Below are 15,065 nucleotides of genomic sequence, written 5' to 3'. Positions count from 1 at the left end.
CGCGGCGCGCGGCCGCGCGGCAAGGCCGAGGAACCTACAATGAAGCGTATGTTGATCAACGCGACTCAGCGCGAAGAGTTGCGTGTGGCCATCGTCGATGGCCAGAACCTTTACGATCTCGACATCGAAATCCCGTCCCGGGAACAGAAAAAGGCCAATATCTACAAGGGCCGCATCACCCGCGTCGAACCCTCCCTCGAAGCCTGTTTCGTCGACTACGGCGCCGAGCGCCACGGTTTCCTTCCGCTGAAGGAAGTCGCCCGCGAATACTTCAATCCGAACGCGGAAGGTAAGTCGAACATCCGCGAACTCCTCAAGGAAGGCCAGGAAATCATCGTCCAGGTCGAAAAGGAGGAGCGCGGCAACAAGGGCGCCGCGCTTACCACGTTCATCAGCCTGGCCGGCCGCTACATGGTGCTGATGCCGAACAATCCCCGCGCGGGCGGCGTATCGCGCCGCATCGAGGGCGAAGACCGGCAGGCGCTGAAGGAAGCCATGGAGCACCTCTCGGTGCCCGACGAAATGGGCCTCATCGTGCGCACGGCCGGCATGGGGCGCGACGCCGAGGAACTCCAGTGGGACCTCGACTACCTCCTGCAGCTGTGGAAGTCGATCTCGGCCGCCGCCAACTCGCAGAAGGCCCCGTTCCTGATCTACCAGGAATCCAAGCTGTTCATCCGCGCCCTGCGCGACTACCTGCGCAACGACATCGGCGAGATCCTGATCGACGAGGAATCGCTGTTCAACGATGCCCGCGATTTCGTGCAGCAGGTGATGCCGAACAACCTGCGCAAGCTGAAGCTCTACCAGGACCCCACCCCGCTGTTCTCGCGCTACCAGATCGAAACGCAGATCGAGAGCATCTTCGAGCGTAACGTGCGCCTGCCGTCGGGCGGGTCGATCGTCATCGACCAGACGGAAGCCCTCACCGCCATCGACATCAACTCGTCGAAGGCCACGAAGGGCAGCGACATCGAGGAAACGGCGTTCAACACCAACCTCGAAGCCGCCACCGAGATCGCCCGCCAGCTCCGCATTCGCGACGCCGGCGGTCTCATCGTCATCGACTTCATCGACATGGACAGCCCGCGCCACCAGCGCGAGGTGGAAGAACGCCTGAAGGACGCCCTGAAGGCCGACCGCGCCCGCGTGCAGATCGGCCGCATCTCGCGCTTCGGCCTTCTGGAAATGTCACGCCAGCGCCTGCGCCCCAGCCTCGGCGAGGCCACGCAGATCGTCTGCCCGCGCTGCGAGGGCCACGGCCACATCCGTAGCGTGGAGTCCCTGGCGCTGTCCACCCTGCGCCTGATCGAAGAACATGCCATGAAGGAAAACACCGGGCAGGTCCTGGTGCAGGCGCCGCCGTCGGTCGCCAACTTCATGCTCAACGAGAAGCGTGCCAGCATCGTCGAGATCGAGCTCCGCCACAGCGTGCACGTGGTGGTCGTTGCCGACGAGAAGCTGGAAACCCCGCACCTCGAGATCACCCGTATCCGCGAGGCGGACATGGGCGAGCACAGCAAGCCTAGCTACGAGCGCACCACGCCCACCGTGGCCACGGCCCTGCCGAAGATGGGCCAGGCGCTGGGCAGCGGCGAGCAGCCGTTGGTCACCGGTGTCGTGCCCTCCACGCCCGCCCCGCTTCGCGACGAAGAAATCGTGGCCAGCGCTCCGGCTCCCGCCGCGAAGCCGGCCGCTCCCACCGCCCCCGCCGGCGGCTTCTTCTCCCGCCTGTTCGGCAGCCTCTTCGGCGGCGGCGCGCCCGCGGCACCCGCGGCGCAGCCGGCCACACCGGCGCGGCGCGAGGATTCCCGCCAGGGCGGTCGCAACGATCGCAACAACCGTCGCGACGAGCGCCGTGGTAACGAGGGTCGCGGCAAGGGCGGCGAACAGCGCGGTCAGCAAGGCCAGCGCAAGGACAACGCCCAGCAACAGGGGCGCGGTCAACAGCAGGCCAAGGGCAACAAGCCCGGCCGCGGCGATCAGGCACAGCAGCGCCAGGGCGAAGAAAAGCAGGGCCGCCAGAAGGACGGACAGCAGCAGGGCCGGCAGGGTCGCCAGGATCAGGCCGCGACCGGCGAGGGCCGTCGCCAGCCGCGCGGCGAGCGCCAGCCGCAGGCGGAGAAGGCCGAAAAGGCAGTGACCACTGCCGCGACCGTTCCGACGCCGGCAACAGCACAGACACCGGCCCAGCGCCCGCCGGCCGCCGAGAAGGCAGCCACACCGGCGACCAAGGCTGACGAGAAGTCCACTCAGGCACTCGCCGACGTTCCGACCAGCGATGTCGAGGCCACGATCGCGGCCGATACCGCTGCGCCGGCGGCTGCCGAGGGCGGCAAGGAAACCGAGGGCGGGCAGCGCCGCCGCCGCGGCCGTCGCGGTGGCCGTCGCCGCCGTCGCCAGGAAGATGGTGCTCAGGCCGGCGCAATCGAAGGCGCGAACGCCGCCGACGACCTCGACGACGAGGACGGCGACGACGAGGCACAGACTGAGACGGCCCGTTCCAGCTCGAGCGTACCGCCGGTACTCGATACGGCTGCCGCCGCGAAGAACGCCTTCGCGGTGGAAGCCATCGGCAACGCCGTTGCCCAGTCGTCCGACGACGAGACCGTTCCGTCCGCGCTGACCCTGCCCACCTTGCCTAAGCTGCCGCCCATTCCGGGCAGCGCCGCGGCGGGCGAGCCGGCGGCGCACGTGACCGACGCCGCCACGCCTGCGGACTCGGCCCAGACGCGCACCACCGAGCGTCGGCAGACCGAATCGGACGCGCCCCTGAAGACTGCTCCCGTGACCGGCTCCGCACCTGTGCCGGCCGCCGCGCCGATGAAGCACGAGCCACCGGCTGTGGAAGACATCGTCGCTGCCGCCCCTTCCGCGACGGGCGTGGGCCTGGACGCTCCCGCGCGCGGGCTGCTGCCGGACGACGAGACGAAGGCGCCGGCAGGCGACGAGAACGGTGCCTCTGCCAAGGTGTCCACCGCTGCGGCCTCGACCGACGAGCCGCGCGCGGCTCCGGCTCCGGCTCCGGCTCCGGCGGCTGCACCGGCCACGCCCGCGCGCTCCGAAGCCCCGAGCCCGGCCAGTTCCGCTGACGCCGCGGAGACGGCGAGCGACACGACGCCGCCAGCAGACGACGAGGAAGACAGCGCAGCGTCAACCGCGTCGGCCGCCCCGGCCACTCCGAAGGCGCCCGAGGCCTCGAACGTGTCGGCGGTCTCGCACCCGGCACCGGCCCCAACCCCCGGCTGGACACCGCCGGCGCAAGGCGACCTGCTTACCCGTCCGCGGCAGGAACCACACGGCGAGCCATGATGTGAAACAAAAAACGCCGGGCAAGCCCGGCGTTTTTTTATGCATGACGGAAGGAATCAGCTTCCGACCTGGTGGTTGTGTGTGTCGAGCAGCCCGTGCACCGTCATCAGGTGGGCCAGGCCCACTACATGTTCGACGTGCAACTTTTCCATCAGGCGCTGCTTGTACGTCGAAACGGTTTTCGGACTCAGGTTCAGACGCTCGCCGATCGACGTGAGAGGCATGCCACGTACAAGCATCATGGACACCTCCATTTCGCGGGTGGACAGCGTGTCGAACGGGGAATCCGAGCCGTCCAACGTGGCCAGCGCCAGCTGTTGCGCCACGGTGGGCGCCAGGTAGCGACGCCCCGAGGCGACCTGGCGCACGGCGCTGAGCAACTCGTCCGACGAACAGCCCTTGGTGAGGTAGCCGAGCGCGCCGGCGTCGAGAAGCCGCTTCGGAAACCGTGCATCGTCCACCACGGTAAGAATGACGACATTCGTGCGCAACTTGGCACGGATGATGCGCTCCGTGAGTTCCACACCGCTCATGCCGGGCATGTGGACATCGACCAGCGCGATGTCCGGTGAATGCGATCGGATGAGCCGCAGGCCCTCCTCCGCCGAACTGGCCTCCCCCCTGATCCGAATATCCGCCTGCTGTTGCAGGATCATGCGAAAGCCGGTCCTGACCAGTTCGTGGTCGTCGACCAAAACAACGTTAATCATTTAGAGCCCTCCCTGGGCCGACTGTTCTAGACGCCGGACCCGGTCCGGACGCCGCCTGCGAATGCATACAATGCCAGATGTGCAGGCGAGACAACCAGCGTGACGGTATGATCGTGACCTGGCGCCGCTTTATGTAGCGGTATCACAACGCCGCGCGACGTGACACGACCTGATGATCGTGTCATCGTTCGACGCAGTAGCATGTAGGCATTCGCCAAGGCCTGCTGCCGGACTGCGCGCGCAGCCCACGGACAACGACGCACAAGGGAACCGCGGTCGCCAAGGGCCACCGCCGCTCCCAGGATCATGCAAGGAGATCCATCCATGGACGACCACACCTACCTTCTCGGGAAGCTGGCGGCACTCGAATCGGCGCTCGAAGCCGCCATTTCCACCCATCCCGAGCCCGCCGCGCTCGTTGCCGCCTTGTCGCAGGCCATGTCCAGTTATACGCCGGACGAGTGGCCGAACGACGTCCGCTCGTTCGCCGAGGGATGGATGACGGTCGTCACGCCCCTCCTGACCGAACAGGCGAGCGATGCCGAAGCGCCAGTTCGCGTCGGCCTTCCGGTGAGGTCTGTAGTCGCTCCCTTACGTAAAGACACAGCGCACTGACGCGACAAATCAATCACGGGCCACGCACGTCATCGTGAGTCGCGGCAGGTCATGGTGGCCCCTCCACGAGACGGAGAGCCCGACATGGCCAATGAGAAAAATCGCCCACCGCAGCAGCCAGGCCAGGATATGCCGCCCAAAGACCGGCGTGGTCCTACGGAGCAGCCGCCAACGGACGCCAGCGGCGACCCGCTGGACGATACGGGCGAGGATAACCAGAAGAAGTAATCGCTACCGCGGTGCGTCGAGTTCGTCGACGTCCCCGACATCGGAGCGAACCCGGCGCGCCGCCCGTGCGGCGGCGCGTTTCCGGAGCAGGATGATGCCGGTGAGAATGAGAATGGCCGGCCCCCACCGTCCACCTGTCGCCTTGGCAAGCAACTTGCCCGCCGCGAGCGCACCGATGGTGCTGGTATGCGAACCTGATGCAACCGTGGCCATGAGCGTACTCCCCGCGTGATCGCCTCCGATGCCGGCAGCGTCGCCCCGTCCGCATCGGGGCGACGTGAAGCCCTCAGCTAGATCGTCTCCACAGAGGCATTCGCTAGCGCGGGCACTCGTCCACCGACGCACCGAGCCACGCGTACTTCACCAACGGCGCGACGACGATGCGGTCCAGGTCCGGGGCAGGCGAATCCGGATTGCCCAGTGCGATGGTGTTCATGCCCGCCTTGAGCGAAACCTCGAGCACCTTCGCCACCGGATCGTCGAAACTGCTTCCGTCCAGATCGAGCCTGCGCGGCGTTCCGCCGTTGATGGTGAGGAAGAGCGAGCGTGGGCCGCTGGTGGCGTAGTCGATCTCCAGTTGATACCTACCCGTAACAGGTACGCGTACCGACGAGAACGTCACGCTGTTGGCGGCGCCGCCGCCGACGTTGCCTGCCTTCGCGAGGCCGGAGTAGTAATTGCTGAAACCGGAGGTGACGGCACCACCGAGCGTCGCCGTCTCCGCCTCGTAGGTGACCGCGGCCGGAAGTGCCGCATCACCCCGACCGTGCACCACGATGCGATCGAGATCCGGTGGATAGCTCACCGCATTGCCGAAGCGGATGCGATTGAACCCCCGGCGCAGGCATACAGGAAGGTTGCTGCTGGATGGCAGTTGGAAACTACCGCCGCCACTGTTGAACGTGCGCAGCGGTCCATCGTTGATCTGGTACACATAGGAGCGCAGGCCCAACGTAAGCGAATCGACCTGCATGAAGTAGACGCCGTCCCGCGGTGCGAATACCCGATCGAAAGCCACCGCATTGTCGGCACCCAGCCCAAGGCCGCCTACCTTGAGGCCATCCGAGCAGCCGACACACGACGCCACCCCCGCCGTTCCGGACAGGGAGGCCTGCTCCGCCTCGTACGCGCTGCTGGGCGACGTCGGCACGGAACCTGGCAGTGCTTCGACCAGGAGCAGCTGCGTGCCATGGCCAGGAAGCTCCGCCCGATACGCGCCAAGCGAGGGCCCCAACTCGCGATGACGCCAAAGATCGCGGAGGCGGCGGGCACCGTTGACGCGCAGCACACGCCAGGGCAACTCGACGACTGCCGGGGTCGCGTTCATGTTGAACATCGCGACGTAGAAGCGACCGCCGCCGAGATCGCTTACCCATACGGGCAAATCGCCACCCACGACCTGCGTCGCAGGCCTGCCGGACTGATCGACCGCGATCACTTCATCGTTCCCGGCTAATTGCTTGCCTGTGTCGTCAAGGCGCGTGAGGTCGCCCCCGAGGTAGAGCGGCGCGTTCGCCATCGCCCACAGGGTGACCGCCGAACGCTTTTCGTCCACGCTCAAGCCGTCGCCCTCCCCGTCGCCGATGTCCAGCGAATCGAGGTCGTTCCATCCTTTCGTCGGACCCGCCGCGTCTTGCCAGGCCGGCAGATCGCGAAAGCGCTTTTCGATGCGAGGCCAGTTCGTAAGAGTGGCGCAGCGGCTCTCGCATTCGACGTCGTCGTCGATGCGACGCGCGTTCGAATATGCCTGCCATACGTTCAGGTAGTCCTTGTCCACGGCCCACGACACCGTCAACCAGATGGGTTTGCCGGTACGCGCGATGGCTTTGGACCAGGCGGCCACGTCGTCGCGATTGTCGATGCGCAAGTCGTCGCTATAGGAGCCCGGCGTCACTCCGTCGAGCTTGATGAAATCCACGCCCCACGATGCGAACAATGCCACGACGGAATCGATGTATTCCTGCGCGCCGGGTTTACTGAAGTCGATCTTGTAGTGGTAAGGCGACTCGCCGGGTCCGCCGAACGCATTGCCCGCGCGATGCGGCACCGCCAGGATGTCCTGGATATGCAATGCCGTGCCGAGAATGGGCGAATTGGCTTGCACCGCAGGCTCTTCCACGCCGGGTATCCAGTAAATGCCCGCCTTTTGCCCGTTGTCATGGATGTGATCGATCAGCGCCTTGATGTCGGGAAACGTGGCGGGGTCCGGTGTCGGGCGTCCATTGGCATCGAAGCCACCCTGCCAGCCGGAATCGAGATTGATGTAGGTATACCCATGCTCCTGAAGGCCTGACGCCGCCAATGCATCGGACTGCCTGCGCATGTTTTCCTGGGTGAGAAAACCAGGATCGATCGTCTGCTGACTGAAACTGCTCCAGCCCAGATACGGCGCATGGCCGGCGCCATTCACCTGCGCCATGCCGGTCGAGGCAAGAAGCATCAACCCGCAAGCCAGGGCCAGACGTGAGCGCGCTGGAAGCGGCGCGCGCTTTGCGGGTGAGGGAGCGGAAACAACGGACAAGTCATGGCGAACGTTCATGGCGCGACTCCGAAGGTAGAGGCGTCCGATGCCGGGCGCCGATCGATGGACCCATGGAAACGAAGACATGCGCGTGCCCCAAGAGGGCACGATTCGTCAGCGAGCGTCGGTGCGCTCGAAGATCACTCCGGCGGCTTGCAGGTCGCCCTTCATCACGAGGTCGAGGCCACGCTGCATCCAATAGGCGCCGCTGGCCACGTCGGGCGTTCCGGCCGCTACCTGTCCGTGGATGACGCGATAGCGATAGCGCGCCTTCTCATCCAGGCCGCGCAGGCGCAACGTCGGGAACGGCCGCGCTTCCTCGCCTTGCCGTTGGAAAGCGAAAAGCACGGCCTGCTTGCCGTCGCCGGCGACCGATTCGGTGGCGGACCAGGGTGCGCGGTCCTGCGGCGACAGAAGCCGGTAGAGCGCACCGCGCTGCACCGTGGCGCGTATCGTCTTATACGCGGCAACGTAGTTGCGCGCCGTTGCCTCTTCCGCGGGCGACCATTCCAGCAGGTTCGCACCGATGCCGAGGCCGCCCTGCATGGCGGAAAGGAAGCGGAAGTCCAGCGAGCTGCTGCGCGCATTCACCCAGTTCGGCGAGCCCGTGACCCAGGCCATCATCGTGGCGGGTGCATACGCGTAGGAAAAGCCGTCCTGGATCGACAGGCGGTCCGAAGGGTCCGTGTTGTCTGATGGCCACACTTCGTCGGTGAGCGCCATGATGCCGAGATCGACGCGCGCACCGCCGCCGGAACAGGATTCGATCTCCACACCCGGATGCCTTGCACGCAGTTCGCGCAGGATGTCGTAGAGATTGCGCACGTAAGCGACGTACACCTTCTGCTGCTCGTCCGGTGACATCTGCGGCCAGCCCGGCTCCGACCAGTTGCGGTTGTAATCCCATTTGAGGAACTGGATGTCGTTGTCCTTGAGCAGTCCGTCGAGCACGGCCAGCACGTGGGCTTTCACGTCCTCGCGCGCAAGGTTCAGCACGAGCTGGTGGCGCCCCTCGCTACGCTGGCGTCCTGGAAAATGCAGAACCCAATCCGGATGGGCGCGATAGAGATCGCTATCCGGATTCACCATCTCGGGCTCGACCCATAGACCGAAACTCATGCCAAGGCCGTGCACCTTGTCGATCAGTGGCTTCAGACCGTTGGGGAACTTGCGCCGGTTCACCACCCAGTCGCCCAGGCCGGCGTGATCGTTGTCGCGGGCGCCGAACCAGCCGTCGTCGACGACGAAACGTTCGACACCGAGCGCGGCCGCCTTCTCGGCCAACCGTTCCTGCCCCGCCTCGTCCACCTTGAATTCGGTGGCCTCCCATGAGTTGTACAAGACGGGCCGAAGCTTGGCGGCGGTGCCGCCGGGCAGCACACGTTCCCGCTCGAAGCGATGCAGCAGGCGAGACGCCGCGCCGATACCCTGCCCCGTATAGCCGGCATAGAACACCGGCGTCTCCAGCGCCTGCCCGGGCGGTAACCGATAGGCGAAATCGAAGGGGTTATATCCGCCCGTCACGCGAACCTGGCCGAGGATGTCCTCATCGACCTGGATACGCCAGCTTCCGCTCCAGGCGAGGGCGCCGAACCACACGTCGCCGTGCTCTTCGTTCCAGGCGTCGCCCCTGCCGATCGCGAACCACGGATTGTTCTCGTCGCCCGTGCTGCCACGGCGACTTTCCAGCACGGTGGCGCCCGGCGTGACGGCACGCGTCTGCAGATGCCACTCGCCGGCCCACGTTCCCGTGAGATAGCGAAGGGAGTAATCGCCGCGCGGCAGGTTCCAGGTGGCAGCCGCGGCGGCATCTATGGTGAGCGCCTGGGCCCCCGTGTTCTCGATCCGAGCCGAACGTCCCACGACGCCGGTGGCAGCATCCGCCGTGTAGCGCAGGTCCACCGCCACGCCGGCCTGCGCATCCCGCAGACGGATCGAAAGCGTGCCCTTGTCGATGCGATAGCTGTCGTAGCGCAGCACGACATCGCGGTTGCCATCGTCCAGGCGCAGCTTCAAGGCGGGCGTGGCCGTCATCGCGCCGCCCCATCCAGCGTATTCCTGCGGCGTAAGGCTGCCGGCCGGGTCGAACGACGAACGCTCCGCCGCGGGAACGGCCGGCCCGAGCGGATCGTCCGGTGCGAGCCGCGCGCCCCAGTACAGCGTTTGCAGAAAGCCGTCGGCGTTGACGCCCATGGCGTAAGTGACGTCGCCCGCATCGATACGGAAGACGCGATGCGCGGCATCGTAGCGGGGTGTCGCATTCTCGGTGCGCGCCACGGCGGTGGCAGCGAGCACGCACGAAGCGAAAGCGATGAGCAAACGGACAATGGGAGACGGACGATTCACTGCTAACTCTTCCTCTTCGTCGCTACGACATGCAGCCATGGAGGTTTTCCACCCGGAAAGCAAACGATCGCTCGAGACTCGTGCCCGGTGCGAGGTTCGTCATGCCGTTCGCGACCGGCCCACCGGGAAGGTGGAAGGCGTTGATCGGATGATCGACGGGCTCGAAACAGAAGAACGCTTCGCCGGACGGAACATAAAGCACGTAGGTGTCGAGGTCGGCGTGGATGCCCAGACGCAGCCCCACGCCCGGCCACTCGATCGTGGCGTCGCCCGTCCAACCCTGGAACGCGTGATTGAGACCGCCGGCGGGCAACGCGCGCGGCCGGCTGAAGTCCCAGGTTTCAGGTGGCACCACGCGTTCCACGGGCAGTGGGCTGTCCCCGTCGTTCAACCACACCGAGGTAGCCGGCGCATGCAGCCTTGCCCCACCGTGCAGTGGAAAGAACGGGTGCAGTCCGAGCCCGAACGGCAGCGACACCGCGCCCGTGTTCGTCACCCGGAGGCGCACGCGCAGCGCGTCCCCGTCGAGCCGATAGCCGAGCAGGGCCCGATAGCTGTAGCCCTCATGCGACGCTTCTTCCATCGTCAGCACCAGGACCTGGTCCTCGTGGTTCGCAACGGTCCATTCGCGCTGCCAGCCATGACCATGGATCGGCCAGGGCTCGTCGGTGCGGTTTCGCTCGAGTGCGACGCGCCTTTCCCCGTAAAAAAAACCGCCGTGGGCAACTCGGTTGCTCCACGGCAGCAGGGGGTAACACGCCAGGCGGTTCGGGTCTGCCGCTCCGCCCTCTATCCACGGCCTCATGAGCGGCACACTGTCGCCATGCCCGATCCAGTCGAAAGCGGCGATGCCGCCACCCAGGCGCGGCAACACGCGAAGCCTGAGGTCATCGTTACCGATCTCGAGCGGAGAGGATTCGGTCATGCGGTCAGAAGGATCCGCGACAGTTCAAAGGCATTTCGACTCCCCCGTGGAACGATTCCTTGCGAAGTGCAACGCTGACCCTCCCCGGGGCACCGAGGTCGAATTGTAGTATTTAATGAATATAGGACCACAAGCTGCGATGCAGCATTCCCGCCGCAAGGCGAGCAGATCCCTTCAGACAGCCTTGGTCCGCCGCAGGCCAGTGCGCATGTTGTTGCGCGACAGTGCAACCATGCTCAGCATGGCCTGCCGCGCATTCTCGGGCTGACGCTTGCGCACCGCCTCGTACACCTTTTCATGGTGCGGGAGCGCGGCCTTGAAGTTCGCCGCTTTCCGTGCAGATAGCAGGAAATAAGTGCCGAGCGCGGTTTCGATCACGGAAAAGAGCGAGGCGATCAGTTCATTGTTCGTCGCGCGCAAGAGGGTCTCGTGGAATGCCAGGTCGGCCTCGGCCCAGGCATCGAGGTCCACTGCGGCTGCCATGGCCCCATAGGCTCGCTTCAAGTCGGCCAGCTGCTCCGGCGTTCGTCGCCTTGCCGCCGCTGCCGCGGCCGCAGGCTCGATCACCTCGCGCATCTCCACCAGCTTCTCGACGAAGCTTTCGGTCGGCATGAGGGCGCAGCGCCATGCGAGCACATCGGGGTCGAGTTGCTTCCAATGCACGACGTCGCGCACGCGGGCGCCGGTGCGCTGCCGGGACTCGATCAACCCCTTGGCGACGAGCACCTTCATGGCTTCGCGCAATGCGGTGCGGCTCACCTGCATCTGCTCCGCGAGCGTTTCCTCGCGCGGCAGGCCCTCACCGGGCGCCAGCTTGCCGCTGACGATGAGTTGACCCAGTTCCCGGACCACCTGGCTGTGCAGATTACGTGCCGCCACAGGCTTCACGATGGTGTCGCTCCTTCGGTGAGTGCGATGTGCAATCTCGGGCGGCAACGCTACACAGCGGTGTCGCCGGGCGTCAATGGAATGCCTGCCGGCACCCGCCGGGTGCGGCTAAAGAACCGCTCCGACCGGCCGATAACGTGGCAACTCGAGCTGGAGCGGACAGATGAATCGAATATACATCGTGGCCCTGTCCTGCCTCGCCTGCCTGACCGCCGCCTGCTCGCAGGAATCCTGGCACCTGGTCAGCGGCGAGAAGGGCGACGCCGCCGAGATCCGCATCGACGGCGACGAGGGCGAGGCTACCTGGTCGTGGGGCCCGGACAGCTTCACGGTCGAAGTCACCGTGGTAAAGAGCACCTTGTCCAAGGCGTCGGGCGCCAGCAAGCCCGCGCAGCTCACCCTCGCGTTGGCCGACGGCACCCATCTGGAGTTTTCCGGTCCGCGCAGCGCGCTGGTCTGCCAACATGGGTGCGAGAGCCTGCACCTGCCGAACGCATGGCTCGTTCGTAGCGATTGAGGTCCCGGAGCTCCTCCATTCCGCAGAGCAAGCGACTCCTTACCGAGACGTCAACCGGCGGCACGCAGGATGAGCTCTGCGATCTCCTGCGAGTGGGAAATCGTGGAAACATGGCTCGAGGCAAGCTCGATGGTCTGCGCGTTCATGCGCTTCGCCATGAAGCGTTCCAGATCCGGATCGATCGTGCGGTCCTGAGTCGATACCGCGTAGAAGCTGGGCTTTTGCCGCCACGCGGCGTTCGTCGTCTTACCGGTCAACAGCGCCTTCTTGAAGGGCTCCTGGACCGCGTAGAGAGCCAGCGCGCGCTCCCTCGGCAAGTCGCCGGCGAAATCCCGAAGGAAGGCCTCTTCCGTAAGCCGGCCTTCATCTCCATCGAACACGATGCCTTTGGACGCGGGCGGCGTCGGATACTTCTTGGCCAGCGCGGTGTAGTCCTCACCGGCGTCGGGCGCGCGCGCCGCAACATACACCAGGGCAGACACCTTGGGATGCACGCCGGCCTCGGTAACGATCATCCCGGAGAAGGAATGGCCTACGAGGACGGTCGGACCATCCTGCCGATCCAATACGCGGCGACAGGCGTCCACTGCCTCGGGTAATGTCGTCAGCGGGTTCTGCACCGATGTGACATTCAGACCCTTGGCCTGGAGTCTCGGAATCACTTCCGACCACGACGATCCGTCGGCAAAGAGGCCGTGAACCATCACCACATTCCGGGCTTTGGTCAGAGGGAGCCGGTTACCCTGCTCCACCCCGCCAGGTCCGGATCGAGCGGCGATTCTTGCCGAAAAAGCGACAGCGGACAGGCCGAGGAGCAAGTGGGACGAAAACTCGCGACGGTTCACGGCAGTCTCCGGACAGGTTTTGGCGAAAAGTATTCACCCTCCGAAGGAGCTTCGGCTTGCAGGAAGTGATCACCATCGAAACATCCTCGGCCCCGGTGAAGAGTCGTGAAAAAGCTACCGGATAGCCGCTGCATCTGTGAGGTTTTCCTTACACGCGACGTCGGTGATATCTGACAGACGATTTCCCGGCCCCGACCGAACATAACCCCGCCCTGACGAAGGGCATGCCTAAAGGGGAAAACCAATGCAACAGCAAACAAGGTGAGGTCGGCATGAACCATGCCACCTCACTTCGCACAGGGCTGTGCGCCCTCCTCCTGGTCGTAGCCACTACCGCCAGTGCGGACAGCACCACCGGAACTTCATTTTCGGTCACCGGCAAGCCTGTTCCCGGACGCCAGGTAAACGTCCACGTGGTGGTAACCGGCAAACACCTGGTATTTGTGCCACCCACTGCGGTACGTGGGGGAAATGTGCAGATCACTCTCAATGGGGAGATCGTTCTGAGCGTTGAAGCCGACGCGCACAACTCCACTGGAATCGGATCGGCACAATGCATTCCCGATCCCAGCTTCACGTATTGCATCACCTACAAGTACACGGCTACCCAGACCGACGTCACGTTCCCGGTCACCCTTCCCAAGGGTGTCGCCACGTATACGATCGGTGCCCGATATACCGGTGACTCCGACTCGCACAGCTCGGATGCCGCACCGCAAACGCTCACCCCGGTGCACCCGGGTGCGATGGCGGGAATCATCGACGCCGTCCTCGACTAATGCCACCTCGATCGCTTCTCACCGACTACCGAGTGAGACGCGTCGGACCCATATGGAAAAGGAACACACATGAAGAACATCATCATTGGCACAGCACTGGTGCTCGCTAGCTCGGCATCGTTCGCACAGACGACCGTCGGTCCCGTCCACCTTCAACAGGTCGTCACGGGCTGGAACTCCGAGGCGTTCTCCGTCAACGCCGGTACCGCCATGCCCAATCCGGCAGGATGCGGGGCTACGGATCTTGCCGGGACGACCATCAATAATCCTGGCTACAAGACCTTCTACGCCGCGGCACTCACGGCCATGGCAAACGACACGCCCGTTCTTCTCGTGGTGAGCAATACCGTGTGCGAAGGCGCAAGGCCTCGCCTGATCGGTATCACGCTGAATCGCTCGTAATAGAGCGTAGGCGACGGCGAGCGTCATGTGACAGCATGATTACAACGGCATGGCGCCACCTAAGGCGAGAGTATCTCTCGATGCTCTCGCATCTTTTCGAGAATGAAGTTGTCAAGCCAGTGACTTTACTCGCTCCCATTCACGCTTAAGGATTGCTTGGCCCATAATTAGCAGAGATTTCTCAACATCCTTTAACCGTAGACCTTCTTCGCTTGATTTAATCAGTTCAAACATCAGATTTGCGGTTGCGAGAAGATCCTTATGATCATCCTCATTCGGATTGATGAGAAGTCTAAGGCGTGTCAGATGTAACCAAGCGTCGCCGACGTTGGAGTGGATCCTATTCGGATCCCTTCTCTCTGGCGAAATAGTCAGATTGTTTCGGCACTTATGTATGCCGACAATGAATTGCGCCAAGGTATTTCTTAAATCGTTGATCCATTCCTGACGATTCTTGGTTAATACTTGCGCCTTTATCTCATCGAGTGCCTGAGCTCTGGCGGCAGATATTTGAGAAAACGCCAGCGCGCTCTGACTGTTTAGCTGCTCCGAGAGAATCCGGAACGACGATTCGATTTGGCGAGAGGCAATTTGCAGCTCAGCGGCGCGTTGCTTTCTTGCTGTATACATCGTCGCGGCGACTGCCAGCAGTGCTGCGAGTGCAATGCATGTGGAGATGAGAGTCGGAAGTTCCATGTGATTGGTTCTCTGGCCTAGCGCTAGATTTAGGCGGCGGCAAATCGCCCGCCTTGAACTAATTGTTACGTGGCCTAAAGCCCGTGCTGATCGAAAAATCCATCCCACAAATCCAGCACTCGATCGGCAAGTTTCTGGATATCAACGCGGCGATTGTCGCCGACGTCCCCCCGCTTTCAGTAGCGGAGCGAATTAGAGTCCGGGGGGTTACTTTAGCTGCTCGGCGTAGGCGGCGGGAGTCAGTCCGCCCAACGCCTTCTTCGGCCGCTCCTCGTTGTATT

14 protein-coding genes are annotated in these 15,065 nt (G+C 64.2%); 6 read left to right on the top strand and 8 right to left on the bottom strand.

What is annotated here, in order from left to right; genetic code table 11:
* The first annotated feature begins 39 nt into the window (after positions 1–39).
* Positions 40–3,312, top strand: coding sequence for a ribonuclease E/G (locus HBF26_RS18340; RefSeq protein ID WP_167129521.1), 3,273 nt, complete (start codon positions 40–42; stop codon positions 3,310–3,312).
* A 56-nt stretch (positions 3,313–3,368) separates the two neighbouring features.
* On the opposite strand, the gene HBF26_RS18335 is transcribed toward HBF26_RS18340, so the two are convergent.
* Positions 3,369–4,022 carry a response regulator gene (locus HBF26_RS18335; protein ID WP_167129519.1) on the bottom strand — a complete coding sequence of 218 codons (654 nt, stop codon included), beginning with the start codon at positions 4,020–4,022 and terminating at the stop codon, positions 3,369–3,371.
* Between the two features lie 324 nt (positions 4,023–4,346).
* Between HBF26_RS18335 and HBF26_RS18330 the strand changes: the two genes are divergently transcribed.
* Positions 4,347–4,637, top strand: a complete 291-nt coding sequence (locus HBF26_RS18330) for a hypothetical protein (RefSeq protein ID WP_167129518.1) — start codon at positions 4,347–4,349, stop codon at positions 4,635–4,637.
* An 84-nt stretch (positions 4,638–4,721) separates the two neighbouring features.
* A complete protein-coding gene (locus HBF26_RS18325) occupies positions 4,722–4,865 on the top strand; it encodes a hypothetical protein (protein ID WP_167129517.1) in 144 nt (47 codons plus the stop codon).
* Positions 4,866–4,868: 3 nt separating this feature from the next.
* Here HBF26_RS18325 and HBF26_RS18320 read toward each other — a convergent pair whose 3' ends face one another.
* From HBF26_RS18320 to HBF26_RS18300, 5 genes are all read right to left on the bottom strand, one after another.
* Complete coding sequence (locus HBF26_RS18320) at positions 4,869–5,078, bottom strand: hypothetical protein (protein WP_167129516.1); 210 nt, start codon at positions 5,076–5,078, stop codon at positions 4,869–4,871.
* Positions 5,079–5,181: 103 nt separating this feature from the next.
* A complete protein-coding gene (locus HBF26_RS18315) occupies positions 5,182–7,305 on the bottom strand; it encodes a CBM35 domain-containing protein (RefSeq protein WP_205287672.1) in 2,124 nt (707 codons plus the stop codon).
* Between the two features lie 195 nt (positions 7,306–7,500).
* Positions 7,501–9,732 carry an alpha-galactosidase gene (locus tag HBF26_RS18310; protein WP_338039705.1) on the bottom strand — a complete coding sequence of 744 codons (2,232 nt, stop codon included), beginning with the start codon at positions 9,730–9,732 and terminating at the stop codon, positions 7,501–7,503.
* Between the two features lie 22 nt (positions 9,733–9,754).
* Positions 9,755–10,657, bottom strand: a complete 903-nt coding sequence (locus tag HBF26_RS18305) for an aldose 1-epimerase (protein WP_193569969.1) — start codon at positions 10,655–10,657, stop codon at positions 9,755–9,757.
* 174 nt (positions 10,658–10,831) lie between these two features.
* On the bottom strand, positions 10,832–11,545 hold the full coding sequence (locus HBF26_RS18300; protein WP_338039704.1) for a FadR/GntR family transcriptional regulator: 714 nt from the start codon (positions 11,543–11,545) through the stop codon (positions 10,832–10,834).
* 163 nt (positions 11,546–11,708) lie between these two features.
* On the opposite strand from HBF26_RS18300, the gene HBF26_RS18295 reads away from it, so the two are divergent.
* The gene (locus tag HBF26_RS18295; RefSeq protein ID WP_167129512.1) at positions 11,709–12,062 is read left to right on the top strand and encodes a hypothetical protein; all 354 of its coding nucleotides are present in this window, start codon (positions 11,709–11,711) and stop codon (positions 12,060–12,062) included.
* A gap of 50 nt (positions 12,063–12,112) precedes the next feature.
* Here the strand turns inward: HBF26_RS18295 and HBF26_RS18290 are convergent, their stop codons facing one another.
* Positions 12,113–12,907 (bottom strand): alpha/beta fold hydrolase, encoded by a 795-nt coding sequence (locus HBF26_RS18290; protein WP_167129511.1) that lies wholly within the window; start codon positions 12,905–12,907, stop codon positions 12,113–12,115.
* A 272-nt stretch (positions 12,908–13,179) separates the two neighbouring features.
* On the opposite strand from HBF26_RS18290, the gene HBF26_RS18285 reads away from it, so the two are divergent.
* Positions 13,180–13,686, top strand: a complete 507-nt coding sequence (locus tag HBF26_RS18285; protein WP_167129509.1) for a hypothetical protein — start codon at positions 13,180–13,182, stop codon at positions 13,684–13,686.
* A 69-nt stretch (positions 13,687–13,755) separates the two neighbouring features.
* Positions 13,756–14,088 carry a hypothetical protein gene (locus tag HBF26_RS18280; RefSeq protein WP_167022930.1) on the top strand — a complete coding sequence of 111 codons (333 nt, stop codon included), beginning with the start codon at positions 13,756–13,758 and terminating at the stop codon, positions 14,086–14,088.
* Positions 14,089–14,199: 111 nt separating this feature from the next.
* Here the strand turns inward: HBF26_RS18280 and HBF26_RS18275 are convergent, their stop codons facing one another.
* The gene (locus tag HBF26_RS18275; RefSeq protein ID WP_167129507.1) at positions 14,200–14,784 is read right to left on the bottom strand and encodes a hypothetical protein; all 585 of its coding nucleotides are present in this window, start codon (positions 14,782–14,784) and stop codon (positions 14,200–14,202) included.
* Positions 14,785–15,065: the final 281 nt, after the last annotated feature.

Origin of the sequence: Luteibacter jiangsuensis, assembly GCF_011742555.1 — a bacterium.
In the GTDB taxonomy this organism is placed as follows: domain Bacteria; phylum Pseudomonadota; class Gammaproteobacteria; order Xanthomonadales; family Rhodanobacteraceae; genus Luteibacter; species Luteibacter jiangsuensis.
The sequence above is the reverse complement of the archived record's forward strand: the minus strand, read 5'-3'. Positions and strand labels throughout refer to the sequence as shown.